The 26,462-nt window shown below is 60.5% G+C and carries 21 protein-coding genes and 4 pseudogenes; 17 read left to right on the forward strand and 8 right to left on the reverse strand.

Features of this window, described 5'->3' with window-relative positions:
• The first annotated feature begins 1 nt into the window (after position 1).
• Positions 2-670, forward strand: coding sequence for a response regulator transcription factor (locus HU739_RS00635; RefSeq protein WP_186552606.1), 669 nt, complete (start codon positions 2-4; stop codon positions 668-670).
• On the forward strand, positions 667-1,980 hold the full coding sequence (locus HU739_RS00640; RefSeq protein WP_186552607.1) for a sensor histidine kinase: 1,314 nt from the start codon (positions 667-669) through the stop codon (positions 1,978-1,980). The genes HU739_RS00635 and HU739_RS00640 overlap by 4 nt, the downstream gene beginning before the upstream one ends.
• A 40-nt stretch (positions 1,981-2,020) precedes the next feature.
• On the opposite strand, the pseudogene HU739_RS00645 reads toward HU739_RS00640, so the two are convergent.
• From HU739_RS00645 to HU739_RS26955, 4 genes and pseudogenes are all read right to left on the reverse strand, one after another.
• Positions 2,021-2,419, reverse strand: a pseudogene (locus HU739_RS00645) (transposase); the annotation flags it as partial.
• A gap of 13 nt (positions 2,420-2,432) precedes the next feature.
• A complete protein-coding gene (locus tag HU739_RS00650) occupies positions 2,433-3,428 on the reverse strand; it encodes an IS110 family RNA-guided transposase (RefSeq protein ID WP_217844294.1) in 996 nt (331 codons plus the stop codon).
• A gap of 374 nt (positions 3,429-3,802) precedes the next feature.
• Positions 3,803-4,558, reverse strand: coding sequence for a methyl-accepting chemotaxis protein (locus HU739_RS26950; RefSeq protein ID WP_407681951.1), 756 nt, complete (start codon positions 4,556-4,558; stop codon positions 3,803-3,805).
• A gap of 102 nt (positions 4,559-4,660) precedes the next feature.
• Positions 4,661-6,049 (reverse strand): annotated as a pseudogene (locus tag HU739_RS26955) (HAMP domain-containing protein); the annotation flags it as partial.
• Between the two features lie 341 nt (positions 6,050-6,390).
• Here HU739_RS26955 and HU739_RS00660 point away from each other — a divergent pair.
• From HU739_RS00660 to HU739_RS26965, 3 genes and pseudogenes are all read left to right on the forward strand, one after another.
• The gene (locus HU739_RS00660) at positions 6,391-7,707 is read left to right on the forward strand and encodes a Na+/H+ antiporter family protein (protein WP_186552625.1); all 1,317 of its coding nucleotides are present in this window, start codon (positions 6,391-6,393) and stop codon (positions 7,705-7,707) included.
• Positions 7,708-7,904: 197 nt separating this feature from the next.
• A pseudogene (locus tag HU739_RS26960) lies at positions 7,905-8,432 on the forward strand (cache domain-containing protein); the annotation flags it as partial.
• Positions 8,433-8,573: 141 nt separating this feature from the next.
• Positions 8,574-9,587: pseudogene (locus HU739_RS26965) on the forward strand (methyl-accepting chemotaxis protein); the annotation flags it as partial.
• A 124-nt stretch (positions 9,588-9,711) separates the two neighbouring features.
• Here HU739_RS26965 and HU739_RS00670 read toward each other — a convergent pair.
• Complete coding sequence (locus HU739_RS00670; protein WP_186551756.1) at positions 9,712-10,647, reverse strand: LysR family transcriptional regulator; 936 nt, start codon at positions 10,645-10,647, stop codon at positions 9,712-9,714.
• A gap of 113 nt (positions 10,648-10,760) precedes the next feature.
• Here HU739_RS00670 and HU739_RS00675 point away from each other — a divergent pair, with 113 nt between their 5' ends.
• The 3 genes from HU739_RS00675 (at position 10,761) to HU739_RS00685 (ending at position 12,531) form a co-directional block, all read left to right on the forward strand.
• The gene (locus HU739_RS00675) at positions 10,761-11,246 is read left to right on the forward strand and encodes a DMT family transporter (protein WP_186551757.1); all 486 of its coding nucleotides are present in this window, start codon (positions 10,761-10,763) and stop codon (positions 11,244-11,246) included.
• A 3-nt stretch (positions 11,247-11,249) separates the two neighbouring features.
• Entirely contained in the window at positions 11,250-11,702 is a 453-nt protein-coding gene (locus tag HU739_RS00680; RefSeq protein ID WP_186551758.1) for a DMT family transporter, read from the forward strand.
• Between the two features lie 661 nt (positions 11,703-12,363).
• Entirely contained in the window at positions 12,364-12,531 is a 168-nt protein-coding gene (locus HU739_RS00685) for a metallothionein (RefSeq protein WP_186551759.1), read from the forward strand.
• A gap of 24 nt (positions 12,532-12,555) precedes the next feature.
• Here HU739_RS00685 and HU739_RS00690 read toward each other — a convergent pair whose 3' ends face one another.
• Positions 12,556-12,828 carry a hypothetical protein gene (locus tag HU739_RS00690; protein WP_186551760.1) on the reverse strand — a complete coding sequence of 91 codons (273 nt, stop codon included), beginning with the start codon at positions 12,826-12,828 and terminating at the stop codon, positions 12,556-12,558.
• 36 nt (positions 12,829-12,864) lie between these two features.
• On the reverse strand, positions 12,865-13,092 hold the full coding sequence (locus HU739_RS00695; protein WP_186551761.1) for a DUF6555 family protein: 228 nt from the start codon (positions 13,090-13,092) through the stop codon (positions 12,865-12,867).
• Between the two features lie 137 nt (positions 13,093-13,229).
• Here HU739_RS00695 and HU739_RS00700 point away from each other — a divergent pair, with 137 nt between their 5' ends.
• From HU739_RS00700 to mnmH, 9 genes are all read left to right on the forward strand, one after another.
• Positions 13,230-14,006 carry an AraC family transcriptional regulator gene (locus tag HU739_RS00700; RefSeq protein WP_186551762.1) on the forward strand — a complete coding sequence of 259 codons (777 nt, stop codon included), beginning with the start codon at positions 13,230-13,232 and terminating at the stop codon, positions 14,004-14,006.
• 208 nt (positions 14,007-14,214) lie between these two features.
• Complete coding sequence (locus tag HU739_RS00705) at positions 14,215-14,388, forward strand: DUF1427 family protein (RefSeq protein ID WP_186551763.1); 174 nt, start codon at positions 14,215-14,217, stop codon at positions 14,386-14,388.
• A 31-nt stretch (positions 14,389-14,419) separates the two neighbouring features.
• Positions 14,420-15,376: a quinone oxidoreductase family protein gene (locus HU739_RS00710; protein ID WP_186551764.1), complete on the forward strand. Its 957-nt coding sequence runs from the start codon at positions 14,420-14,422 to the stop codon at positions 15,374-15,376.
• Positions 15,377-15,661: 285 nt separating this feature from the next.
• Complete coding sequence (gene tssI, locus HU739_RS00715; RefSeq protein WP_186551765.1) at positions 15,662-17,665, forward strand: type VI secretion system tip protein TssI/VgrG; 2,004 nt, start codon at positions 15,662-15,664, stop codon at positions 17,663-17,665.
• Positions 17,662-18,528, forward strand: a complete 867-nt coding sequence (locus HU739_RS00720) for a DUF4123 domain-containing protein (RefSeq protein ID WP_186551766.1) — start codon at positions 17,662-17,664, stop codon at positions 18,526-18,528. Before tssI ends, HU739_RS00720 begins: the two co-directional genes overlap by 4 nt.
• Positions 18,525-22,115 carry a toxin VasX gene (locus tag HU739_RS00725; RefSeq protein WP_186551767.1) on the forward strand — a complete coding sequence of 1,197 codons (3,591 nt, stop codon included), beginning with the start codon at positions 18,525-18,527 and terminating at the stop codon, positions 22,113-22,115. The genes HU739_RS00720 and HU739_RS00725 overlap by 4 nt, the downstream gene beginning before the upstream one ends.
• Complete coding sequence (locus HU739_RS00730) at positions 22,105-23,214, forward strand: hypothetical protein (protein ID WP_186551768.1); 1,110 nt, start codon at positions 22,105-22,107, stop codon at positions 23,212-23,214. The genes HU739_RS00725 and HU739_RS00730 overlap by 11 nt, the downstream gene beginning before the upstream one ends.
• Before the next feature lie 171 nt (positions 23,215-23,385).
• Positions 23,386-24,420 carry a selenide, water dikinase SelD gene (selD, locus tag HU739_RS00735; RefSeq protein ID WP_186551769.1) on the forward strand — a complete coding sequence of 345 codons (1,035 nt, stop codon included), beginning with the start codon at positions 23,386-23,388 and terminating at the stop codon, positions 24,418-24,420.
• The gene (gene mnmH, locus HU739_RS00740; protein WP_186551770.1) at positions 24,420-25,523 is read left to right on the forward strand and encodes a tRNA 2-selenouridine(34) synthase MnmH; all 1,104 of its coding nucleotides are present in this window, start codon (positions 24,420-24,422) and stop codon (positions 25,521-25,523) included. The genes selD and mnmH overlap by 1 nt, the downstream gene beginning before the upstream one ends.
• A 110-nt stretch (positions 25,524-25,633) precedes the next feature.
• Here mnmH and HU739_RS00745 read toward each other — a convergent pair whose 3' ends face one another.
• Complete coding sequence (locus HU739_RS00745) at positions 25,634-26,308, reverse strand: histidine phosphatase family protein (RefSeq protein WP_186551771.1); 675 nt, start codon at positions 26,306-26,308, stop codon at positions 25,634-25,636.
• Positions 26,309-26,462 lie beyond the last annotated feature (154 nt).

Genomic DNA, 26,462 nt, shown 5'->3' on the forward strand with positions numbered 1-26,462 from the left:
GATGCGTTTGCTTCTGGTGGAAGACCACGTACCGCTGGCCGACGAATTGCTCGCCGGCCTGCAACGCCAAGGCTACGCAGTGGACTGGCTGGCGGACGGCCGTGACGCGGTGTATCAGGGCAGCACTGAACCCTATGATCTGATCATCCTCGACCTCGGTCTGCCCGGGGTGCCGGGTCTCGACGTGCTCGGGCAATGGCGTGCGGGCGGTCTGGCAATTCCGGTGCTGATCCTCACCGCGCGCGACTCCTGGGCCGAGCGCATCGAGGGACTGAAGGCCGGCGCCGACGATTACCTGACCAAACCGTTTCACCCCGAAGAGTTGTACCTGCGCATTCAGTCCTTGCTGCGCCGCTCTAAAGGACAGTCCAACCAGTCGACGTTGCAAGCAGCCGGCCTGCATCTGGACGAGGGCCGTCAGTGCGTGGTGCGCGACGGTGCCGACGTTCAGCTGACCGCTGCCGAATTCCGCCTGCTGCGCTATTTCATGTTGCACCCGGAGCAGATCCTTTCGAAAAGCCACCTCGCCGAACACCTCTATGACGGTGAAACAGAGCGCGATTCCAACGTCCTTGAAGTGCACGTCAATCACTTGCGGCGCAAGTTGGGCAAAAGCGTGATCGAAACCCGTCGCGGCCAGGGTTACCTGTTTGGCGGGCAAGCTTCGTGAGATCAATCCAGCGCCGTTTGAGCCTGGGGTTGATCAGCGTCATGGTGATCGTCGGTCTGGTGCTGGCGCAGACCAGCCTGTGGTTGTTCGAAGTCGGTTTGCAGCGCTATCTCGAAGCCGGTCTGCGCAACGACAGCGAAAGCCTGCTGGTGGCGCTGGTGCGCGGCCCGCAAGGCCTGCAACTGGATGAGCGGCACTTGTCGCCGGCTTATCAACGGCCCTTTTCCGGGCACTACTTCCGCATCGATTTTTCCGACAGCCATTGGCGCTCACGCTCGCTGTGGGATCAGGACTTGCCACTGCTTGAACTGCCGGGCCTGCACAGCAATCTGCAACTGGGCCCGGGCGGTCAGCGCTTGCTGGTGTTGCGTTCGGACTATCGCCGGCTGGGCCAGTCGATCTCGATCAGCGTCGCCCAGGATTACACGCCGGTCAGCGACAGTTTTCTGCGCATGCGCCAGATTGGCGTGGGCCTGGGGCTGGCGGCGCTGCTGCTGATTCTGTTTTTGCAACGCCTGACCGTGCGCCGTGCGTTGAAACCGCTGGAACGCGCCCGTGAGCAGATCGCCCAGTTGCAACAGGGCCAGCGTTCGCAGCTCGATGATCAGGTGCCGGTGGAACTGGAACCGCTGGTGGCGCAGATCAACCATTTGCTCGCACACACCGAAGACAGCCTCAAGCGTTCGCGCAACGCTTTGGGCAACCTCGGCCATGCGCTGAAAACTCCGTTGGCGGTGCTGCTGAGCCTGGCCTCCAGCGAAAAACTCGATGACCATCCTGAGCTGCGCAAGGTACTCAAGGAGCAGCTGGAACAGGTGCAGCAACGCCTCAATCGCGAACTCAATCGCGCACGCCTGTCCGGTGATGCGCTGCCCGGGGCGTTGTTTGATTGCGACGCCGAACTGCCGGGCCTGCTGGCAACGCTGAACATGATTCACGGCGAGCATCTGGCCTTGAGTTATGTCGCGCCGCCCGGGCTGCAATTGCCGTGGGACCGCGAGGATTTGCTGGAACTGCTTGGCAACCTGCTCGACAACGCCTGCAAGTGGGCGGATGCCGAGGTTCGCTTGAGCGTTATCGAGCGCACCGATGGCTTTGCCCTGAGTGTGGAAGATGACGGGCCGGGAATTCCCGAAGAGCAACGCGCTCAGGTCTTCAGCCGTGGCACGCGGCTGGATGAGCAGACTGACGGGCACGGTTTGGGCCTGGGTATCGTGCGGGATATAGTCGATACGTGGGGCGGCTTGCTGGTGTTGGGCGAGAGTGAGTGGGGCGGGTTGAAAGTGGTGGTTGAACTGCCGAAACGCTAACCCAAGCCTTGTGCAAATCCTGTAGATACTCTGTTTACGGTCAAGCTTTTTGGAGGTGTTTACCGCTAAAAAGCTTGGTCGTATCGAAGTCTTCGCCAGCCTGCATGCAGGCCCAGAGTCCGGTCAGATATTTGCGCATGACTGCGACGATAGCCTGCATCTTTCTCTTTCCTCGAGCCACTAACGCTTCGTAAAACGCTTTCACGTTCGGGTCGCAACGTATGGCGGTCAGCGCAGGCATGTACATTGCTGAGCGCAAATAGGCATTGCCGCCCTTACTTATCCGGCCGGGCTTATCAATGCTGGTTCCTGATTGCGTAAGCCGGACATCGAGCCCCGCGTGGCGGCTGACCTGCGCTGACTTGAGCGTCACCGGTAAAGTAGTCAGCTCAGCCAGCGCCGCAAATACAGAAATCTCACCCATTCCCGGGGCGGCGATACTCTGTTTACGGTCAAGCTTTTTGGAGGTGTTTACCGCTAAAAAGCTTGGTCGTATCGAAGTCTTCGCCAGCCTGCATGCAGGCCCAGAGTCCGGTCAGATATTTGCGCATGACTGCGACGATAGCCTGCATCTTTCTCTTTCCTCGAGCCACTAACGCTTCGTAAAACGCTTTCACGTTCGGGTCGCAACGTATGGCGGTCAGCGCAGGCATGTACATTGCTGAGCGCAAATAGGCATTGCCGCCCTTACTTATCCGGCCGGGCTTATCAATGCTGGTTCCTGATTGCGTAAGCCGGACATCGAGCCCCGCGTGGCGGCTGACCTGCGCTGACTTGAGCGTCACCGGTAAAGTAGTCAGCTCAGCCAGCGCCGCAAATACAGAAATCTCACCCATTCCCGGGGCGGCGATCATGTGCCCGAACTGGGCGCTCAAGGTTGGGCAGTTGTCGATCAATGCCCGACCCGCAAGTCGGAAACGCTCGATTCTTTTGTCAAAGGCCTTGATGGCTTCCTCTTCGTCTTCAATCAGCATCAGAAGAGTTGTTTGAGTGGCTTTGAGCGCATGCAGCTCGTTCTTGGCGCGGGTGCGATGACACGTCAAACGATTGATGTGTCGGCCAATAGCGCGCAGCTCAAGCTGTATTGAAGTGGGCGGCGTCCACAACCTTGGGCTCATTCGTTCGCCGTATTCAGCTAATAACTGGGCATCGATCGCGTCCGTTTTGCTGTTTTTCAGCATCAGCTTTGCAAAGTTGTGAAAACTCTTCGGATTGATAACCGAGACTGGCAAACCCGCCGCAGCGAGCTCCATGGCCAAGTCCAGGTAGTAGATGCCGGTGGCTTCCATCACCACTGATAGAGGCTTGAGTTCAAGCAACTTGCTGACAGCGGCCTTACGACCCGCCGGCGTCTGCTCGATATTGCACTGACCTGCAAAACGGCCGCCATTGCGCCAGCCCATCGCTGTAGTGCGAGATCCCACATCCAAACCGACGTGCATGTTCATGCTTTCAACTCCAAGAGAACTGGGTTAAAAATGCTTCCTGGTTCCCCTGACCTCGAACTTCATGCCACTGCAACCTTGTAATGCGAAGTCCGACTTGTCGGCTTCTCGATACTCTTCGTGGTGGGCAATGAGGCGGGGGGACCTCTCTACAGACAAGGTCAGGAGCAAGTCCTGCCTTCAGGAGTGATCGGTCTCCCCCAGAAACACATCTTCGTATGTCGCACCAGCGAGCTTAGATCTCATTTCATGCTGGTGTGTGGGCAACATACAAGGAGTGAGCCTGCTCGCGATGGCGATGTCACATTCAGCATCGACGTGACAGACGAACCGCTATCGCGAGCAGGCTCACTCCTACAAGAGAATCTCGGTGGGTTTCAGACCCGAAACTGATCCATCAGGCTCTGCTGCTGATTCGCCAGGCTATTGAGCGACTGGCTGACCCGCGCCGACTCGTTCGCCTGTCCAGACAGCGACTCGGTCACATCGCGAATCGTCGCCACGTTGTTGTTGATCTCCTCAGCCACCGCGCTCTGTTCTTCGGCGGCGCTGGCGATCTGCAGGTTCATGTCGCTGATCACCGTCACCGCATCGCCAATCTGCCGCAGCGCCGTCACCGCTTGCCCGACTTGTTCAACGCTGCCCTGGGCCTGCCGGTGGCTGTTGCCCATCGAACCGACCACTTCCTGCGTGCCGTTCTGCAACTGTTCGATGACTTGACGGGTTTCTTCCACCGACTCCTGCGTGCGGCGGGCGAGGTTGCGCACTTCGTCGGCGACCACGGCAAAACCGCGTCCGGCTTCACCGGCGCGTGCCGCTTCGATAGCGGCATTGAGGGCCAGCAGGTTGGTTTGCTCGGCGATGGCGCGGATGGTTTCCAGCACCGTGCCGATCTTCTCGCTGTTGGCGGCCAGGCCTTCGACCTGGACCATCGCCGCGCTCATGTCGGCGGCGAGGGTATCGATGCTCGCGGTGGTCCGGTCAATCACGGTCAGGCCCTGACGGGTGGCGCGGTCGGCGTCCTTGGCAGCTTCGGCGGCTTGTGCGGCACTGCGTGCGACGTCTTGCGCCGTGGCGCTCATCTCATGGGAGGCCGTGGCAACCTGATCGACCTGACGGTATTGCTGTTCCATGCCGGCACTGGTCTGGGTGGCGATGGCCGAGGACTGGTCGGCGGTGTTGCGTGCGTCCTGTACCGAGCGTTTGACCTCGGCGATGATCGGCTGCAGTTTGTCGAGGAAGCGGTTGAACCAGCCGGCCAGTTGCCCGAGTTCATCCTGCTTGTCGTAGGCCAGACGCCGGGTCAGGTCGCCTTCACCGCTGGCGATGTCTTCGAGCATGTGCGCCACGCCGAGGATCGGTCGGGTCACGCTGCGCGCCATCAGCCACACCAGCAGCAGGCCGATCAGCGCGGCCAGTGCGCCCAGGCTCAGTTCGATCAGGGTGCCGGAGGTGTTGCTCGCGTCCAGTTGCTGCTTGAGCGCCTCGGCGCGGCTGACCAGAACCTTTTTCGGCACATCGAGCAGCACGCCCCAGGCCGGGCCATCGGGAATTGGCTGGAACGGCGACAGCACTTTCAACTGACCGTTGCTGTGCAGGCTGCTGACGCTGCGGCTGGCACTGAGCAGGCGCAGCAGTTCGCTGCCGCTGGCTTTGTCCACGGCATCGAGGCGCTGAACGAGCTTGCTGGCGTCCGGGCTGTAACCGGCGAGCAGGCCGGTCGGGCTGATGATGCTCACTGCGGTCTGGCCGTCATAAAGCTTCTGGCTCGCCGTCTGGCTGATGGCTTGCAGGCTGTTGAGGTTGATGTCCACCGACAGCGAGGCGATGACTTTGCCGTTGACCATCAGCGGAAAAACGATGCTGGTCATCAGCACGTTGTGGCCGTCGATTACATAGAAGTACGGCTCGATCACGCAGGGCTTGAGCGTGGTGCGCGGGCAGGTGAACCAGGCGTTGGCGGCCTGACCGCCGGGGCCGGTCCTGGTGTCGCTCATGTCGCTTTCCGGCAGCGCCATCGAGGTCACTTTGCCCGGAGTCGGTTGCGACCAGTACAGGGCGAATCGGCCCTTGTCGTTGCTGCCCAGTTCGGCCTGATCGGCAAACAGCTCGTCCTTGCCATCCAGCGCGTTGGCTTCGAATACCAGCGACAGGCCGAGCAGATCCGGGTTGGCTTGCAGCGCGGATTTGACCTGACGGGTCATGTCTTCACGCAGGTCGAAGGCGTCGAGAAAACGCTTCTCGGCCTGCTCACGCAGAAACAGCACTTGCCGCGAGAAACCGTGGCCGTACTGGTAGGCGTCCATGAACTGCTGGCGAATACCGGCGGCCTGCACTTCACCTTGCGACTCGATACGCGCCTGCGCCGACTCGGTGAGCATTTCCATGCTTGACGCTTTTACCAGTGCAGAACTGTGCTCCATGCGATACAGCGAAAGACCCACCAACAGGGTCACGATACCGGCCAGGCACAGGCCGGCGAGCAGGGTGATTTTCCATTGGATGGAAAGTGGTCTGAGCGACATGGGAACATCCTTATTCGATAAATATCTGAGACTTTGCACTGTAGCGGCCGTGGTTCGGCTTTCTTTATGCCGTGAACGCAATATGACCGATTGCCGCATGCTGGTCCTGTGAACCTGTGAACCTGTGAACCTGTGAACCTGTGGTCCTGTGGTCCTGTGGTCCTGTGGTCCTGTGGTCCTGTGGCGAGGGGATTTATCCCCGTTCGGCTGCGAAGCAGTCGTGACACCCGCGTATAGGGTTATTTTGCAGATCGCTGGGGGCGGCTTCGCCACCCAACGGGGATAAATCCCCTCGCCACAGGGCTTTGACACCGCCGCCACTCTGCGGCACAGTGCGCGCCCTCTAATAAGACCCTCTTTGCCAATCCGCCGGCCAACCCGCGCGGACTCATCCTGTCTGGCGGTGTGTTTTCACCCGCAGTGTTTTTTGAGGTAGTGAAATGAATGCAGTCATAGCAGCCGTCGGCGTCATGCTGATCCTCAGCCTGTCGCGCGTGCATGTGGTGATCGCTTTGATCGTCGGCGCGCTGGTCGGTGGCCTCACCGGTGGCCTGGGCATCGAAGCGACGCTCAAGGCGTTCAACAGCGGCCTGGGCGGCGGGGCGACGGTGGCGTTGTCCTATGCTTTGCTCGGCGCTTTCGCGGTGGCGATTGCCAAGTCCGGACTGGCCCACGCACTGGCCGACAAGGCCCTGGCGATGGTAGACCGGCAACACGCAACCGGTGGCGGCAACGTCAAGTGGCTGCTGATCGGCCTGTTGTGGGTGGTGGCGATTGCCTCGCAGAACATCCTGCCGATCCACATCGCCTTCATTCCGCTGCTGGTGCCGCCGCTGCTCTATGTACTGACCAAGCTGCAACTCGACCGCCGGCTGATCGCCTGTGTGATGACCTTCGGTCTGATTACCCCGTACATGTTCCTGCCGGTGGGCTTTGGCAACATCTTCCTCAATGAGATCCTGCTGGCCAACGTCGCGCGCAGTGGCGTCGACATCAGCGGCATCAATGTTACCCACGCCATGGGCATTCCGGCGCTGGGCATGTTGGTCGGCCTCGGTATCGCGTTCATCAGCTACCGCAAGAAACGCGTGTACGACCTGGCAAAGATCGAGCAGGTCGAGCAAACGGCGGTGCAGTACAACCCGCTGAGCCTGGTGATCGCCGGCGTGGCGATTGCCGCGGCGTTCATCATTCAACTGTTGCTGGACTCGATGATTATCGGTGCGCTGGCCGGTTTTCTGATCTTTTCGGCGTCGGGCATCGTCAAGTGGCGCGAGACCGATGACCTGTTCACCGAAGGCATGAAGATGATGGCGATGATCGGTTTCATCATGATCGCCTCGTCCGGTTTCGGCGAAGTGATCAAGGCCACCGGGGAGGTGCAGACGCTGGTACAGACGTCGGCAGCGTGGATCGATCACAGCAAGGCGGTCGGTGCGCTGATGATGCTGCTGGTGGGGTTGCTGGTGACCATGGGCATCGGTTCGTCGTTTTCCACCGTGCCGATCCTTGCGGTGATTTTCGTGCCGCTGTGCGTGCAACTGGGTTTCAGCCCGATCGCCATTGTCTGCATCGTCGGCACCGCCGGCGCGCTGGGTGACGCCGGCTCGCCAGCCTCGGACTCGACCCTCGGTCCGACCTCCGGCCTGAACATCGACGGCCAGCACCACCACATCTGGGACACCGTGGTCCCGACCTTTCTGCATTACAACCTGCCGCTGCTGGTGTTTGGCTGGGTGGCGGCGATGGTCCTCTAAACGCCCCACCAACCCCCTGTAGGAGTGAGCCTGCTCGCGATAGCGATGTATCCGTCGCCTCATCCGCTGACTGATACACCGCTATCGCGAGCAGGCTCACTCCTACAGGGGATCGGGTTGTTCCCGGATTCAACTTTTGCTGCGGCGTGCCGTTAAAGCCTTTAACCACGCCAACAAAATCAAAAGAGTGAGTCCCCATGCGCCTGAGTCTCAAGGCTAAAGTCCTGTCCCTTGCCGTCCTGCCGGTGCTGCTCTTTGCACTGGTCATCAGCGTGACCACGCTGTTCATCCTCCAGGAACAGGCGCGCAAGGAAGTCGAACAGACCCGCGAGCGCCTGCTCGGCGACGCCAAGGCCACCCTGCAAAGTTACGTCGCCGTGGCCATGACCACGATCAAACCGTTGTACGACGCGGCAGCGCCGGGCGATGACGCGTCGCGAGCGCAGGCGATCAAACTGCTCTCGGGCATCCGCTACGGCAAGGACGGCTACTTCTTCGGCTACGACTCCGCGATCGTGCGCCTGTTCAAGGCCAACGATCCTGATGGCGTGGGCAAAAGCTTCAAGGACAACCGCGACCCTAATGGCGTCTACGTCAACCTCGGTCTGGTGAATGTGGCGAAGGACGGCACCCACTATCTGCAATACAGTTCGCCACTGCCAGGCAACGCCAAGGTGCTGGTGCCGAAACTCGGTTACACCGAATACCTGGCGAAATGGGACATGGCGGTCGGTACGTCGGTCAACCTCGACGGCATTGAAGCCCAGGTGGCGCAGGTCGAAGCCCAGGTGCAGGAACGAGTGCGAGGCGTGGTGCTGAGCATTGCCGGTGTCGCCGTGTTGGTGTTGCTGCTGATCGCGGCGGCGGGGCTGCTGCTGGCCAATACCATCCTGCGGCCGCTGACCCTGATGAAGGCCAACCTCGACGACATCGCGGCGGGCGAGGGCGACTTGACTCGTCGCCTGAACATCACCAGCCAGGACGAACTCGGCGAACTGGCGGGTTCGTTCAACCGCTTCGTCGACAAGATCCACGGCCTGGTGCGGCAGATCACCGAGATGACCACGCAACTGACCGGGCTGGTGACGCAGGTGTCCGATCAGGCGCAGCGTTCCGATCAGGCGATGGAGCGCCAGCGCCACGAAACCGATCAGGTCGCCACGGCGATCAACGAAATGTCCGCTGCGGCCCAGGAAGTGGCGAAGAGCGCACAAAACGCCGCCGTCGCCGCCCAGCAGACCGACGCAGAAGGCCAGAGCGCCAAGCGCGTGGTGGCCGGCAGCATCAAGCAGATTCATGCGCTGGTCGATGACATCCGCAGCAGTGGCGTGTCGCTGGACAGCCTGCAACAGGACGTGAGTTCGATTGTCGGCGTGCTTGGGGTAATCCGTTCGATTGCCGAGCAGACCAACCTGCTGGCCCTCAACGCCGCCATCGAAGCGGCGCGGGCCGGTGAGGCCGGGCGCGGGTTTGCGGTGGTCGCGGATGAAGTGCGTGCGTTGGCCAGTCGTACGCAGATCAGCACCCAGGAAATCCAGGGCATGATCGACCGCTTGCAGGCGGGCACGCAGCAGGCGGTCGAGGCGATGCGCCGCTCCAGCGAGGCCGGCGACGGCACTTCACAACAGGCCAATCAGGCCGGGGCGTCGCTGGACGCGATGGCGGCGCTGATCGCCACGATCAACTCGATGAACGCTCAGATCGCCAGCGCGGCGGAAGAGCAGACGGCGGTGGCCGAAGAGATCAACCGCAGCGTGCATCAGATTGCGGTGGCGGTGGACAGCGTGGCGGATGAAACGCAGTTGGGCGCGCAGACCTCGCGCAGTCTGGCAGAGCTGGGGCAGCGGTTGGGCAAGCTGGTCGGGCAGTTCCGTATCTGAGATTTGCGCTAACCCATTGTGGGAGCGGGCTTGCTCGCGAAGGCGGTGTGTCAGTCACCCCATTTGGTAGCTGACACACCGCCTTCGCGAGCAAGCCCGCTCCCACATTGGATTTCTGCAGCTTTCAGGCTCGGTCCCAATACGGGATTTCGCCGAAGCACTCGACAAAAAAATCAATCACCGTCCGCACCTTCACCGACAAGCGCCGACTCCCCGGCCACAGCACCGCAATCTGCTGCGGCTCCAGACTGTTCGACACCTGATAGTCCCCAAGCACCGGCACCAGCGTGCCTTCGCGCACCGCTTCACCAATCAGCCACGACGGAAACATCACCAGCCCCAGCCCCTGCTCGGCGGCTTGGGTGAGGGTGTCGGCGTGGTTGCCGGTGATCGGGCCTTTTATCGAGTAGGGCGTCCAGTCCTCGCCATCGCGGCGAAAAAACCAGCGTTGTTGACCCGTCGCGCCTTTGTACGCCAGGCACTGGTGCTGCGCGAGCTGGTCGGGGTGTTGCGGGGTGCCGTGGCGCTTGAGGTACGCCGGGCTGGCCGCGACCTGAAAGCGGTGCGGGGCGATGATCCGCGCCTGCATGCTCGAATCGTGCAGCGCGCCGATGCGAAACAGCAGGTCGGCGCCTTCCTGCAAGGGGTCGACGTAATGGTCGGTCTGCTGGATATCCAGTTGCAGCTTCGGATAGCGCGCGCACAGCTGGCCGAGCCACGGCGTCAGGTGGCGTTGGCCGAATACCACCGGGGCGTTGATGCGCACCAGTCCCGTGGGTTCGCTTTGTTGCTCCTGCAGGGCCTGTTCGGCTTCCTCCAGTTGCACCAGGACCCGCCGCGCGTGGTGGCCGAGCATGCGTCCGGCTTCGGTCGGGGTGACGGCGCGAGTGTGGCGGTAGAGCAATTGCTGGTTCAGTGCTTGCTCCATCAACTGGATTTGCCGGGAGATCGACGACGGTGCCACGCCTTCACGGCGGGCCACTTCGGAAAAACTGCCGTGGTCGAGTACCGCAACAAATAACCTGAGTGCCTTGAATCCCAGTTCGTTGAGCCCGTGCATGAGGTGTCTCGCTGTGCGTGATGCGCAAAAGTGTTGTCCGGATGCTCCCATTTATCGCACAGCTGCGCCAGCCGATAATCCGCGCCATCGTTTATGAGTGTGGAAGGTTGTTTATGCAAACGTTGAATGAAGGGGCGGTCGCGGCGCCGGTGAGGCAGTCGGTGTTGCGCCTGTTATTGCTGCCGCTGGTGATTCTTGCCGGCATGGGCTTGTCGGTCGAGGCTGGACTGCTCGGACCGTTGGGCACGCAGGTCGGGCATCTCTGGGCGACCTTGAGCATCTTCGGCGTGGGCTCGGCGATTCTGTTTTTGCTGCTGCTGTTCGCTGGCCCGCAAAAAGGTCCGGCGCTGACCGAACTGCCGCGCTGGCAGTTGATCGGTGGGTTCCTCGGGCCGATGTACGTGGTGGTGCTGACCCTGGCGACGCCGCACATCGGCATTGCCATGACGATGATTGCGATTTTGTCCGGGCAGGTCGGCAAGAGTGTGTTGATCGACCACTTCGGCTGGTTCGGCGCAACGCGCAAGAAGGTCAACGGCGAGCGTTGGCTGGCGTTGGGTTTGATTGTGGTGGCTTTGGTTCTGATTGCGCGGGGGTGAGTGATGGGTCTGGTGATTTTGTTGGCGGTGGTGGTATTGGCCGGTGCGGTATTGAGTGTGCAGGCTGCTATTAATGGGCGTCTGGGTGAAACCGTTGGTGTGCTGCGCAGCAGTTTGCTGACGTTTGTGGTGGGCGCGGTGGTGACCGGGTTGTTGATTCTGTTTTTCGAGCCGGCACAGGCAGTGAGTCTGCTTGAGGTGCCGAAGTGGCAACTGACCGGGGCGCTGTTTGGTGTGGTGTACATGATGGTGATGGTCGGCGCGGTGCCGGTGGTCGGCACGGCAGTGGCGACGGTGGCGGTGATTGTCGGGCAGTTGGGGATGGGGATGTTGATCGATAATTTTGGCTGGCTGGGGAATCCGGCGATCGAGCTGTCTTCGAGCCGGATGCTGGCGATGGTGTGTTTGGCGGTGGCCCTTGTATTTATGTATCGGAGTTCGCGTCGGGCGCAGTGATCGGGTATCTGGATTTGGGGGGATATCCGTTTTTTCGGGGGCTGCGGCTGGCGATTCCGCCCTTACGGCGGGTGACTTTGGGGGCCCAAAGTAACCAAAGGCCTTTTGCCCTGACGTGCGGCCCCTCGCCTGGGCTCGGGGTGCCTTCGCTGCGGGATCGATCCGGGCGCAGCGTCTCCGGTTTGCTTCGCTGCACCTCCTCTCGCTGTGTTTGGCTGCGCCAAACGGTCGCTGCGCTCCCACGCCCGGATCAATCCCTCCACTCAGCCTTCCGACGGGCGCCGTGCATCAAGATCAAGAGCCTTACTCGAGCTAACGCTCATTGTGTTGAGTGGTTAGGAGCCAACGCGGTTTGCTTTGCTTTTGTTTTTGCTTTTCTGTGGGAGCTGGCTTGCCAGCGAAGGCGGCCTGCCAGCCGACCCATATCCGTCGGATTCTCCCAATCCCATTGTAGGAGTGAGCCTGCTCGCGAAGGCGGCCTGACAGCCGACCCATATCCCCCGGATTCCCCCAATCCCCCTGTGGGAGCGAGCCTGCTCGCGAAAGCAATCTGTCCGTCGCTCAGTCCCTCGATACCTGCACACTCTGCAACCACCTCCTACACTGTCCCTCACGGCTTGCATTCAAGCCTCAGACCACCACTACTCAAGGAGTCTGTCCCATGCCTGATAAAAAATGCGACTGCCCCAACTGTAATTGCATGATCAAGGAGGGCGAGCATTCGTACGCTGTGCACGGCCAACACTATTGCTGTGAAGCCTGTGCGCATCACCATAAACACGGTGAAGAATGTGCAATGAAGGGTTGCGGTTGCGCCCATCCGAAATAACGACGGCCTTAAGAAAAGTGGAGCCTAATCAGGCTCCACTTCCAGTTTCAGACTGTCGTCATCGCGCCGTTCCACATGCCGCACAGTGCCTTGCAGTGTTCGCCCTTCGACCTTGATCACGATGATTTTCGCCTGATCCAGGTCATCCGGCACCGGCGCCTTGACGCACAAGGTGAAGCGGTACGGGTCGTCCGCGACTGTTTCCAGCCCGACTTCGCAGTTTACCGTTTTGGTGACTTGGCCAAAGAACGTGGTCTGGCCGTAGTCCAGCTGGGCCGGGTGGTAGGTGTCGTTCATCGGGCAATTCCCCCTTGTCCGGTCAGGCCGATATGTTCATTTGGTCTGGCGCCAGGTGACGTTTTCCAGGCCGAATTTTTCTGCCATCGGTTTGCTGGTCTTCTGCACCTGTTCACGGCCAAAGCGCGGGATTCGACCGACGCCCGCGTCGCAGCTTGCCCAGTGCCAGGCTTCGGCGTTGTCCATTTTGTCCGAGCGGATAATGAACGACTTGGCTGTGCCATGAAGGGTGTAGTCGATGACGTAGAGTTTTGCGTTGTTCATAAAGCCCGTATTCCTCCCTGTGGTATTAAAAGGAACGCAGTGGGCTGGGAAAATTCCTTTGGATTGTCCGACGGTCTCTATCGTTGGCGACGGGTGGGCTCGCTGGTTACCATGGCGGCTTCGTCAACCCTGCGTGAATGCCCGCCATGGCCCTTGCCGCGCCGCCTGATCTGAGTGATACCGATGTGCCCGTGCAACCGCTGGCGCGAACCTATCCGCGTGGCTTGTTTATCGAGCCGCACGAGCATGCATGGGGCCAGTTGCTGTATGCGATGAGCGGGGTGATGTGGGTCGAGACGCCGCACGAAGCGCTGGTGGTGCCACCGCAGCGCGCAGTGTGGCTGCCGCCTGGGGTGCCGCACGGGATTCGTGTGGTGTCGGACTTGCAGATGCGCAACATCTATTTGCGTCCGGCCCTGGCGGCGACGCTGGATGCGACGGTGCAGGTGATCGAGGTCGGCGGTTTGCTGCGGGAGTTGATCATCGGGCTGGTGGAGCAGGGCGACAACGGTCAGCCGGCGTATTACGAAGCGTTGGTCGGGCTGGCGCTGCTGGAGCTGCAACGTGCCAGGCGTTCGCAGTTGAAAATTCCCATGCCGGACCAATCCGACCGGCGTTTGATGAGCTTGTGTCAGGCGGTCATGGCCGCGCCGTCGCTGGACATTCCGTTCGAGCAACACGCGCAGAACGCCGGGGCCAGCGTGCGCACGCTGGCGCGGTTGTTCAAGGACAGTCTGGGCATGGGCTTCGCCGAATGGCGGCGCCAGGTGCAACTGGCGACGGCGGTGGCAGCGTTGATTCAGGGCGTGGCGGTGAGTGTCATCGCCCGCGAGCTGGGCTATTCGCCAAGCAGCTTCAGCGACATGTTTCGCCGGGAGCTGGGGGTGGCGCCTTCGCAATTTATCACTGGCTGAACGCAACCTCTGTAGGAGTGAGCCTGCTCGCGATAGCGGTGTATCAGGTAAACATTGATTGACTGACACACCGCTATCGCGAGCAGGCTCACTCCTACAAAGGGGTTCGGTGAATTCAGGTTTGTCCGAAATTCAGAAGTCCTTGGCCGATGCCGTTGCGCCCCTTTCCCTAGACTCTGCCCATTCCTTCAAGCGGCGGAGTTCCCCCATGAACTACTTCATTTCTCTGGCCATCGGCCTGGGCGTCGGCCTGCTCTACGGCGCGCTCGATTTCCGTTCTCCCGCGCCGCCAGCCATCGCGCTGGTCGGCCTGCTCGGCATGTTGGCCGGCGAGCAGTTGTGGCCGATGGGCCGGCAATTGGTTGCTGGCTGGTTGTCCTGAATTTGCCTTTTCCTTTTCGGTGGATGTGCCCATGAAAGCGTTGCAATTCGATCAAGCCGGCGACCTGTCTTCCCTGCGTTTCGTTGACGTCCCGACCCCGGCCTCCGGCGTCGATGAGGCGCTGGTGCAGATCAAGGCCGCCGGCCTCAATCCCAGCGATGTGAAGAACGTGCTCGGCCGTTTTCCCTACACCACGTTGCCGCGCATTCCGGGTCGAGATTTTGCCGGTGTGGTGGTGGAGGGACCGCAAGCGTTTATCGGTCAGGAAGTCTGGGGAACCGGCCGTGAGCTGGGGTTTTTCGCCGACGGCGCCCATGCGCAATTCGTCAAGCTGCCGGCCAGCGGCGTGGCGCACAAACCGGCGCATCTGAGTTTCGCCCAGGCAGCCAGCCTAGGCGTGCCGTACACCACGGCGTGGGATGCGCTGGAACGCAGCCAAGTCAGCGCCGACACGCGCTTGCTGGTGATCGGCGGCGGGGCTGTGGCGACGGCGGCCTTGGCTCTGGCGAAAGTGCGTGGCGCGCAGTTGCTGGCGGCGGCGCGCAGGCCTGAGCAGGTAGCGGATCTGCAGGCTCAGGGCTACCAAACGATTCAACTCGGCCGTCCTGAAGAACTCGGCGCACAGGTCAATGCGGTGTATCGCGGCGGCGCCGACGTGATCTTCGACACCACCGGTTTCTGGCTACCGGCCTCGGTGGCGGCACTGGCGACTTTCGGGCGCATCGCAATCATCGCCGCACCGGTGGACGGCCACGTGCAATTGCCGGCGCTGGCGCTGTATCGCAAGGGCGGCTCGGTGGTCGGGATCAATTCGTTGTTGTACGGCGTGGAAGCGTGCGCGGTGATGCTTGAGCAATTTGGGCGGTTCTTCGATGAGGATCGGTTGCCATTGCCGCAAGGGTTGGTAGAAGTACCGCTGGCAGAGGGGCCGGTGCGCTATGCCGAGGTCAATCAGGGCGGCGGGGACAAGATCATTTTGATTCCCTGACGCACATTCCCCAGTCACATCGAACCCTTGTAGGAGTGAGCCTGCTCGCGATGGCGGTATATCAGTTAAATACTCGTCGACTGATACACCACTATCGCGAGCAGGTTCACTCCTACATTGGGGTTGTATAGGGACTGGGATAATTTCCGTAAGACTCCGGACAATCCTCTGTCAGCCTGTTCCTGATCGTTCACGTCCTACGTTAAACATCGAAAGGTCCGACTTCACCAATCGCATCGCGCCGTTGCACAGTCCCGTCTTTCAATCAGACACAGGGACAGGTGGATGCGCATCGCTGGCAGGCCCGTTGTTTTTACCCTCGATATCGAGGGCGTTTCCCATGATTTTCAAGTGTTCGGCTTTCGAACCCGGGAAGCGCTCAACCAGACCTACGAACTGGATCTCGAGCTGGTCAGTGAGCGCCCCGATCTTGATTTGGAAGGTCTGCTGCATCGGCCGGCCTTTCTCTGTTTTGGTGCTGACGGTAGTGGCATGCACGGGCTGGTCTATCGGGTCGGCCAAAGTGATTGCGGTGTTCGGCTGAGCCGTTACCAGATCACGCTGGCGCCGCATCTTGCTTACCTCGCGCATCGGCGCAATCAGCGGATTTTCCAGAACCTGAGCGTGCCGCAGATCATCGCCAATTTATTGGGCGATCACGGCATGCAGGCCGATGCCTGGCATTTTCAGCTCAGCGCCGAATACCCGGAGCGGCTGTATTGCGTGCAATACCATGAATCGGATCTGCACTTCATCCAGAGACTGTGCGAAGAGGAGGGCTTGCACTTTCACTTTCGCCACAGCCGTGAGGCGCACCTATTGGTGTTCGGCGACGATCAAACGGCGTTCCTCAAACACGACGTGACGACCCGCTATCTGCAGGGCAACGGCCTGGTCGCCGACGCGCCCGTCATCGATCAATTCGCTGTGCGCTTCGAACCGTGCGCCAATCTCGTCGAGCGCCGCGATTATCACTTCGAAAAACCCGCAGTGCAGTTGGAGGCCAAGGCGAGTGCAACGCGGGTTCCGCTGCTTGAGGATTATGAGTTTCCCGGTCAGTTCACCCATCGAGATCGCGGCAAACACCTCAGCCAGCGCGCACTGGAACGCCATGGTACCGAGTATCGTCTGGCCAACGGGAGCAGTAATCAGGCGCTGCTGCGCGGCGGCAGTTTCATGACCATGGCGGATTACTCGCGCGCCGACTGCAACGATCTTTGGCTGCTGATTGAGGTCGAGCACATTGGCAAACAGCCGCAAGTGCTTGAGGAAGCGTTCACCGAACAGGCCGACGCTGATGGCTTCAGTCAGGGCTATCGCAATCATTTCGTCGCGACACCGTGGGACGTGGTGTTTCGCCCGAAGATCAAGCATGTCAAACCGCACGTCAGCGGCAGTCAGCTGGCGGTAGTGACCGGCCCGCCCGGCGAAGAAATCTACAGCGATGGCTACGGTCGCGTGAAAGTGCAGATGCTCTGGGATCGCGATGGCCAGCGCGATGAGCGTTCCAGTTGCTGGCTGCGCGTGGCGACCGGTTGGGCGCATGACGGTTACGGCAGCGTTCAGATTCCACGGATTGGCATGGAAGTGCTGGTGGGCTTCACCGATGGCGATCCGGACAAGCCCCACCTGCTTGCCTGCCTGCCCAACGCTGAAACCCCGGTGCCACTCGACCTGCCCGCACAACAGACACGCAGTATCTGGCGCAGTCAGAGCAGCCCCGGTGGCGGTGGTTACAACGAGCTGCGCATCGAAGACCGACAAGGCGCGGAAGAGATCTCCATCAGGGCGCAACGCGACTTTGTCCAGCACGTGCTTAACGACCTGCGTGTGCAGATCGACAACCTGCACAGCCAAGTGATTGGCGGCGTTTCAAGCCTCGAACTGCGCGATGACGAGCATCACCTTACCCATGGCAATCGCCTCACTGAACTCAAGCAGGACGATCATCTGTGGGTGCAGGGCGAGCGGCATGTGCGGGTGGCCAGCCAGCGCGTCAGTGCCGCGCAGCAGCTGCATTTCGGCGCGGGCGAGCAGGTGGTTTTCAATAGCGGCATGCAGATAACCATGGCCGCCGGCGGGCACTGGCTGACGGTGAGCGCGGCCGGTATTTTCAGCAGCGTGCCGGTCGTGCAGGGCGGAGCGCCGACGGTGTGTCTGCCAGCGGAACCATTGATGCCGGGCGCCACGCCGTTGCTCAAGGCGACATTCGACGCGGTGCAGCAACGCCATGCGCTGCTGACCGCGCGAACCTCGCGTTGCCTGATCTGCGAGGCGACCCAGGCATGAGCCTTTTGACTGATTGGCCTGAAGGTTTGCCGTGGGCTGAGCAGCAGGCGTTTGTGCTGCTCGACGGTGCGACGATCGCGGATTTGCCGGCGCGATTGCGAAGGCTCGATCCCGCCGCCAACGCTTTCGCGCTGTACGACCAACCACCGTTTTCGGCCCTGCGTGACGTCTCGCCATTGCTGGTGGCGCTCGCTCACGCTGACGATCCGCTGGCGCGGTTTTACCTGCAGCATGCCGGGGAGGAGTGGGGCGTGCTGTTGTTCAGCACCGCACCGGCGCATGAAATCGTCGCGCACTTGCGGCAGTTGCTGATCGTCGAGTTGCCGGTTGGCTCGCCGGTGCTGTTGCGGCTGGCGGATGCCGCCGTGGCGCAGGCGCTGTTTGCCAGCGGTGATGCAAGCCTGTTCGGGCCGCTGGGGTGCGTGATCACGGCGGATAGCGCGCAGGGAGTCTGGCACTTTCAACTACCTCGCCAAGGGCAGGGTGGGACGCTGGTAGCGCCTTATCGGTTGAGTGCCGAGCAGGATGCCGCGCTGGATCGGGTGGATCGGCGGCGGGTGTTGCTCGAAATCGATACGCACCTGCTCAAGCACTTTCCTGACTTTCATGCCGCGGACACGGCAGTTGAACGCTGGCAATTACTGGACCGCGTCCACGCCCATGCCAGCGAGCTTGGCTTGAGCAACCCGTCCGAGATTCTGCTGTACGCCAATGTGGTGGCCTGGCTGGACGATGCTGCGTGCAGTCGGCATCCGCAGATTCATCAGTTAATGCACACGTCCTCGCTGCAATCACCCGGCGAGCGGGTTGCGATCGCCGCTGCAATGGCCTTTCGATGGGCGTCTGAAAGAGATCAATCATGAATCACCCCGCCAACCTTGATGCGTTAGCCGCCTCGAAAGCGCCTATTGGTGCGCCCGCCGCCTGCCCCTTGCGCAACACCCACGTGCAGCTGCTGCCCCTCGCTTACGGCTTGGTGGAAAAACCCTTCGACCCCAACGCCGAACTCACGTTGCCTTACACCCTGACCGCTCGCCCCTTGGGCATCCGCCGCCTGCGCGACGGCTGGCTGTACATCATCGACAGTCTCAGCGGCGAGCTCTACGAATACCGCGTGCTCGACGGCGTCATCAGCGCGTTGCTGCATCGCGGCAAAACGGTCAGCGAGGATCAACGCAGCGCCATTGAAGATCGCCCGGCGTTGATCTTCTCGCGCAAAAGCACCCTGTACGTGACCTTCGCCGACGTGCAGTTAAGCGCGGCGAAATGCCAACAGGTAATGGATAGCACAGAGGAGCGCGTGCACTTCATGCAAGCGGTCGATCTCGGCCCGGTGCATTGCCAGGTCGGCGGCGAGCATCTGCTCACCGTGGCTCAGGCCAAACAGTGGTTGGCGGAAGTGGCTTGCACAGCGAAACCGGTGGTCGAGGCGGACGCAACGCGGATGCCGGCGGTGCAGGTCAGCGATGCGCCGGAGCACGAGCGTGAACCCTATCTGTGGGAAAACCCGCGACGTTTTCGCGAGGCGCATATCGGCGAATTTCTCGGCCGGGTGCGCGGCCCTTATCAGGACGACACGCTCTTTCTGCTGGTCAACGATGACCTCGGAGTGATGCGCGATCTGGCCGATTATCAGGATCTTGTGGTCGGCTGGATCGAGCAGTGGAGCAACACCGACAACAACGAGCGCGACTATTTGCTGGCCAGTTACATCGAGTCGCTGAGCCAGATCGATTCTCAGGATTTCGACACGTTGGCCAAGGCCAGCGACGATCCGCGCGCCCAGGCATTGTTCGCTGAGCTTGAGCAATTGCCCGAGCCGGATCGCGAAAACACCCGGCAGGCGCTGCTTGAGTATTTGAACCAGGGCGGCGAAGTAACCCCCACCGACACCCGCGCCACGCCCGAGCTGGACCAGCAACGACAAGAGGCGCTTGATCGGTCGCTGGCGCTGAACCGTTTCGACGGCGTCGCGCCGGATTTCGCCGCCCATGGTCGGGCCACTGCCGAGGCGGACCGACGCTTCTACACCCGCGAATATTTTAATGACGTCGCCCCGCAGGCGTTTGTCGAGCGGCATCTGACCACCCTGATCGACCTAGGCAAAGATCAGAACCGGCGCATGAACGACGTGCTCGACGGCCCGCTGCTCAGCGGCAAGCGCGGCATCAATGACCTGATCGACCGCCCGGCCATGGACGAGGTGCTGAACAATCACCGTGACGATCTCGGCCGCTGGAACCGCCTGCTTGAACGCATCACCACCGACCGAGCCCAACTATTGTGCGCTGGGCGTTTCCATCGCTCGGCGTGGTATTTCGATGCACAACTGCCGGCGCAAATCGATCAGGCCTTCGCCAGCGAATACGCCTGCCTCAAGGACATTGGGCGCAGCGACACGGCCAACGAGCAGATGCTCGGGTATCTGGAGCAACACCCGCAACTGACTCGCCCGTTGTTCTACACCTTGCCGCTACACCTGCAGACCGAACAGGCCGGGCAATACTCAACACTGTCCAACGCCGGCATAGCGATGTTCAACAACCTGCCGGACTGGCTGAGCAAACTGCAAAAAATCGAACAACCGCAACTGCCGGCGCTCGACGACTTGCCCGCGCACAGCCGCGTTCTTGCCGAAGCGGTGCAGGACACCTACAGCCCGGCGCTGAACCTCGGCCTGAGCCGGGCGCTGGAAGGCTTTGATCTCGCGGGCGAGAAAATTCCCGACCTCGACGAACTGTTCCAGCGCCTGCCCAAGGCCTTGCGCCTGCGCGTCTTCGACGCGGCGCGAACCAGCGGCGTGACCTTCACCGTGTCCACCCCGGCGGAGCAATCGGCGCTGCAAGCCAGCATCAAGGAAGTGCTGCGCGAACGCGAATACCTCAAAACCCTCAACCGCGAACGCAACCAGCTCACCCACAACAAAAACCGCCCGGGCCACAAAACCGCGCGGGCGGTGGAGTTGCAGGAAGAAATCGTCCGCGTGCGTACGCAACTAGCCTTGTTCGAAGGAAGGCTGGCGGCGGCGTTGAGCCCGATCGACGAACTGCCGGATCGCTCGGCGCGACTGTATGGCGCCACCCCGGCGAAAGCGGGCGTGACGGTGGTGTTTCCGCCGGCGCAGCAAGGGGAATTGCGTGGGTTGCTGGAAAATATTCGCGCGGGGGTGGCGGGGGTTTCGAAGGCGAGTCTGGTGCGGACCGAGGGGATGGGGTTGTTGGTGGTGTTGGTGCAGGTGGTGAATTTGGTGGGGGCTTATCGAGAGGTGATGAAGCAGACGAGGGACAGGAAGAAACGGGCGGATTTTTTTGCGGCTCTTGCCGCTACAGGCGCAGCGGGTTTTACCGCTGCGCAGGGGCTTGCTGATACAGCGTTAAGGGCTCGAAGATCCAGCCTTATTGCCAGTTTGCAGCTGGAAGCGCTGCGACAGGTTCGTGTGCAAATGGGTAAGTTGCATGTGGGGTTGGGGGCGTTTACATATGTTCTGGGTTTCAGTACTTCAGTTACTAGCTTGGGCAAACAAAATCGAAGGCGGCAGGATGCGATTCGTAGTGGCACGCAATCTGAGCAGACAGCGGCTACGATGGCGGCGTTGGGCGCCGCCGGAATGGTTGCGATAAACGGTTATGGCGCGGGTAGTACTGCTTACGCTTCCTTTAAAGTGTTCACTGCGCCGAATGGCTCGGCACGAACGGCAGCTTGGGCTGCCGCTGGTACACGTCTTTCTTTAGTGTTCTTTCGCTTCAATTTAGCCGGAGCGTTGTTCACCGTACTGGAGTTCGTCGGAACGTGGCTGTTCAATCGTTACAACCTCTCTGCACACGATAAGTGGTTGAAAATCACGCCTTGGAGCCGTGATGACGAGATGCGCGGAGACCACTCTCTGGATGACTACCAAAATTATCTGGCATTTTTGATACACGCTCCCTACGCCCAATCAGGACCTGATCCCAGTGACACCTGGCTGAAGACTTTATTATTTGGCGCCAAACCCAGTGATATTCATTTGGTTCTGCCGAGGCTGGCGCAAAATGATCTTCTCCCACCGTTAAACGGTAAACCGAGTCAACGCTTGGGAATCGGTGCCCATCGACTTGTTGCACCGCTGCATGGTCGCGGTGTGCCGCAAGTGCGCAAGGAAGTCATCAGTGAGGAGATATTGAGCAGTCTGCGAATCGTGAAGTCATCGTCAGATGGTTTGGTGCTTTGTCTTCACTACCCCATCCGTCCTGATTCTGACTACACGCCTGCAAAGGAAACGCTCGAACTTGCCATATGTATCCAGACCGTCAATGGCAAAGGCGGGGCGGAGTCAAGAACGCGCGTGATTCATATTGACCCTCGGGGTAGCGGTCATTTTGCTGTAGTAACTCCCGGCTCGGTTAAAGAAATCCCTCCGGTTTTGCTGGTAGAAACTCAATACCTCGAATGGGCTGGCCATGCTGAATAATCACAATGAGCCTATTGTTGATGCGCAATGTGAGTTGATTAGAAGAACGGGCGATGTAGAGCCGTTCCCAAGCGGAAAAATTACCTATGTCGCACCGTTGCCATTACCTACAGCAATGCCGCCTTATGGGCCTCACATTGGGGAGTTAAACGAAGCATACATGGACTTTGGGCTTGGACTGCCAGAGGTATTTTCGTGGCAGGTAATTCTCGGCGCGCCAACCGCAGGCGCCTTTATGATCATTGTTTTATTTCCTTTATTTACCGGCTTGCTAGGTATTATTTTTGGCTATGGAAACGGGGCCATTTGGGAATCAATGATTGGTGTATTCGAAGAGGCTTACAAGAACCAATTAATCTGCGGCCCCTCGATCCTTCTTATTGGCCTAGGCGTCTGGCACCACGTCCACAAAAAACGTCTATCCCTCATTCCAACCCGCTTCAACCGCCAACGCCGCGAAGTCTGCTTCATGCCCGAAGGCGCCACCGAGCCGGTCTTTGTCCCGTGGGAGTCGCTCAGCGCGTGGATCATCGAAGCCAAGGGCGCCACCCAGTTCGGCATCCATCGCCAATACGGCATGGGCATCGGGTTCTACCAAGGTGAAACCCTCATAAGCCAGGAATTCCAATGCGCCGGCCTGGAGCTCGCGATCAGCCATTGGGAAGCGATTCGCGGTTACATGGAGTACGAAGTCAACGACCTCAAATCAATTCAGGACTTGCAGGATCTGCAAGGCCCGGACGACCCACCCCACGAAGGGCTGCACACTTTCCGTAACGCCCGCGCGCGGATGCATCAGCAGATCCGTGAAGGCCGCCGCTCGCGATTGTCGGGGTTCTTCTGGTACCTGTATCACGTCATGACCTTATGGACGATCCCCAATCGCCTGGTCGAATGGGAGGTGCGCCGTCTGGAAAGAATCGGCAAGCAGGCGCTGCCCGAAATCATGCGCGAATGGTCCGAGCCATTGCCGAAAGAGCAATGGGCCAACCCCAGCGAAGAGCTGTTGCGACTGAGTGAACAAGTGCGGCAGATGCACAAGCGCCAGCCGCATCGGCCGATTACGCAGATTTTTGCTGAAGTTTGCAGGCGTGGCTGAAGGCGTGGTGCAGGCAGGTTCAATTGCTTTCGCGAGCAGGCTCACTCCCACAGGGAATTGCGTTCAAATGTGGGAGCGAGCCTGCTCGCGAAGGGGCCGCTCAGTCAGCATAAAAATCTGCTGTCTCGCGCTCTGCTAGAATCCGCCCCATTCATAGCCAGAGACTCCCCCATGAGCGAGCCGATTCGTCTGACCCAATACAGCCATGGCGCCGGTTGTGGCTGCAAGATTTCCCCGCAGGTGCTGGAAGTGATCCTCGCCGGTAGCGGCGCACAAAACCTCGATCCAAAGCTCTGGGTCGGCAATGCGTCGCGCGATGACGCGGCGGTGTATGAGATCGATGCCGAGCGTGGCGTGGTGTCGACCACCGATTTTTTCATGCCGATTGTCGATGACCCGTTCGACTTCGGCCGCATCGCCGCGACCAATGCGATCAGCGACATCTACGCGATGGGTGGCGATCCGTTGATGGCGATTGCGATCCTCGGCTGGCCGGTGAATGTGCTGGCGCCGGAAGTGGCGCGCGAAGTGATTCGGGGTGGCCGTGCGGTGTGCGACGCGGCGGGGATTACCTTGGCCGGCGGGCATTCGATCGATGCGCCGGAGCCGATCTTCGGTCTTGCGGTTACCGGTCTGGTAGAAAAGCGCCACATGAAACGCAACGACACGGCGACCGCCGGTTGCCAGTTGTACCTGACCAAGCCGCTGGGCATCGGCATCCTCACCACCGCCGAGAAAAAGGGCAAATTGCGCGCCGCCGATGTCGGCGTGGCCCGTGACTGGATGTGCACCCTGAACAAGCCCGGCAGCCGTTTCGGCAAGCTTGCCGGCGTCACCGCGATGACTGACGTCACCGGTTTTGGACTGCTCGGGCATCTGGTGGAAATGGCTGATGGCAGTCAATTGACCGCGCGCATCGCCTACGACCGCGTGCCGCGTCTGGACAGCGTCGAGTACTACCTCGATCAGGGCTGTGTGCCGGGCGGTACGTTGCGCAATTTTGATAGCTATTCGAGCAAGGTCGGTCGTGTGCAGGAGCTGCACAAGCGAGTGCTGTGCGATCCGCAAACCAGCGGCGGTCTGCTGATTGCGGTCACCCCTGAAGGCAACGGCGAGTTCCTTTGCGTGGCTGCCGAACTGGGCCTGGACCTGGCGCCGATCGGCGAGCTGGTTGAGCGACAGACGAACGCGGTCGAGGTGATTTGATGCTCCGTGCCAGCACCGACTACCGCGACATTTTTCTCAACGACAGACCGATGATGGACGCCCGTGCCCCGGTCGAGTTTCACAAAGGCGCGTTTCCCGACGTGGTCAATCTACCGCTGATGAACGATCTGGAACGGCAGAAGATCGGCACCTGCTACAAGCAGCAAGGGCAGCAAGCCGCCATCGAACTCGGTCATCAACTGGTGTCCGGCGCGGTCAAGGCCGAGCGCATTCAGGCCTGGGCCGAGTTCGCCCGGGCCCATCCCGACGGTTTTTTATATTGTTTTCGCGGTGGCTTGCGCTCGCAGATCACCCAGCAGTGGCTGCGTGACGAGGCCGGCATCGACTATCCGCGCGTTGATGGCGGTTACAAGGCGATGCGCAATTTCCTCATCGATACCCTCGATCAGGCTATCGCTCAGTGTGATTTTGTTTTGCTGGGCGGCATGACCGGCACCGGCAAGACCGAGGTGCTGGTGCAGTTGCGCAATGGCCTGGACCTGGAAGGTCACGCCAACCATCGCGGCTCCAGCTTCGGCAAACGCGCCACCGGGCAGCCGTCGAACATTGATTTCGAGAATCGCCTGGCCGTCGACATCCTGAAGAAACGTGACGCCGGTATCGAGCAGTTTGTGCTGGAGGATGAGAGCCGGGTGGTTGGCAGTTGCGCCTTGCCGCTGCCGCTATACCAAGGCATGCAAGCGTACCCGATGGTCTGGCTGGAAGACCGTTTCGAGGATCGTGTCGAGCGGATCCTGCGCGATTACGTGGTTGACCTTTCGGCGGAGTTTGCCCAGGTCCATGGCGACAACGGCTTTGCGTTGTTCGCCGAGCGTTTGCTGGAAAGTCTCAACAACGTGCAGAAGCGTCTCGGTGGCGAGCGCCATTCGCGGATGCTGCTGTTGATGGAGCAGGCGCTGGCGGAGCAGGGGCGTAGCGGCGCGGTGGATCTGCATCGCGGCTGGATCGAGGGTTTGCTGCGCGAGTATTACGACCCGATGTATGTGTTCCAGCGGGAGAAGAAGGGCGGTCGGATCGAGTTCGCCGGGGAGCGTGGGGCGGTGATCGAGTATTTGCGGGGGCGGGTGAGTCAGAAGGCTTAGCGGTGGATTTGTCGGCCTCATCGCGAGCGGGCTCACTCCTACAGGTGGAACGCATTTCAAATGTAGGAGTGAGCCTGCTCGCGATGAGGCCTGATCAAGCAACACAAAACTCAGGTCGGACACGTGTCCTTGCCATTATCCAGCCCCTGTTTGTAACTGTGACTCTGCAAGCTGGCCTTGCCGTTGTGCCACTTCAGCGTCAGCACGTACAGCGAGTCGAAGTCGCTGCCCGCCCAGTCTTCGGTGATGCTCTGTTTTTTGCCGACCGCGTTGCCCGCCACCTTGTTGATCAGCTCCGGCAGATAGCCATGGGACCATGCGGTGTAGATCGTCGAGTTGTGGTATTTCTCATCCAGCAGTTCGCGGGCCAGATCGCTGGTGTCGTTGGCGGAAAACTCGATGTTCACCGGCAGGCCGAGCTTGATCGCGGCCGGGCTGATGGTCATCAGCGGGCGGATGTAGCTGTAGGAATTGTCCAGCTCACCTTCCTCGACATTGCGCGTCGGGTTGGCGGCGAACACGTAATCGGCCTTGCCGAATTTTTCCGGCAGCAGCGTCGACAAGTCGATCGCACGGTTCAGGCCCTGACAGTTGAGCTGGCCGAGGCCGCCTTCGGGTTTTTCCGCATGGCGCAGGAACACCAGCGTCTGCGTGCCGTCCGCCGGTTGCGCGCGGCTTTCGCTTGATTCGAGTGACAAAAACAGCGCACTGACTGCCAGCAGGGAGGGCAGGGCCACGTACGCGCGATGTTTGAAGCGCTTGGCGAAACTCATCAGGTTCGTCATCTATAAGAAGGTTCTTCAGCAAAATCGGTTAAGGCTGACAAACCCTGGCACCGCGGGCTCCCAGCACCGGGTGTTTCCCTGTCGTGAACAGCTTCCTCTGCGAGAACGGCATAGCTCAGAGTCCCTGAAGGCTATTTGGTTCGATCGTGCCAGT

Source organism: Pseudomonas hamedanensis, from assembly GCF_014268595.2.
Classification (GTDB): Bacteria; Pseudomonadota; Gammaproteobacteria; order Pseudomonadales; family Pseudomonadaceae; genus Aquipseudomonas; species Aquipseudomonas hamedanensis.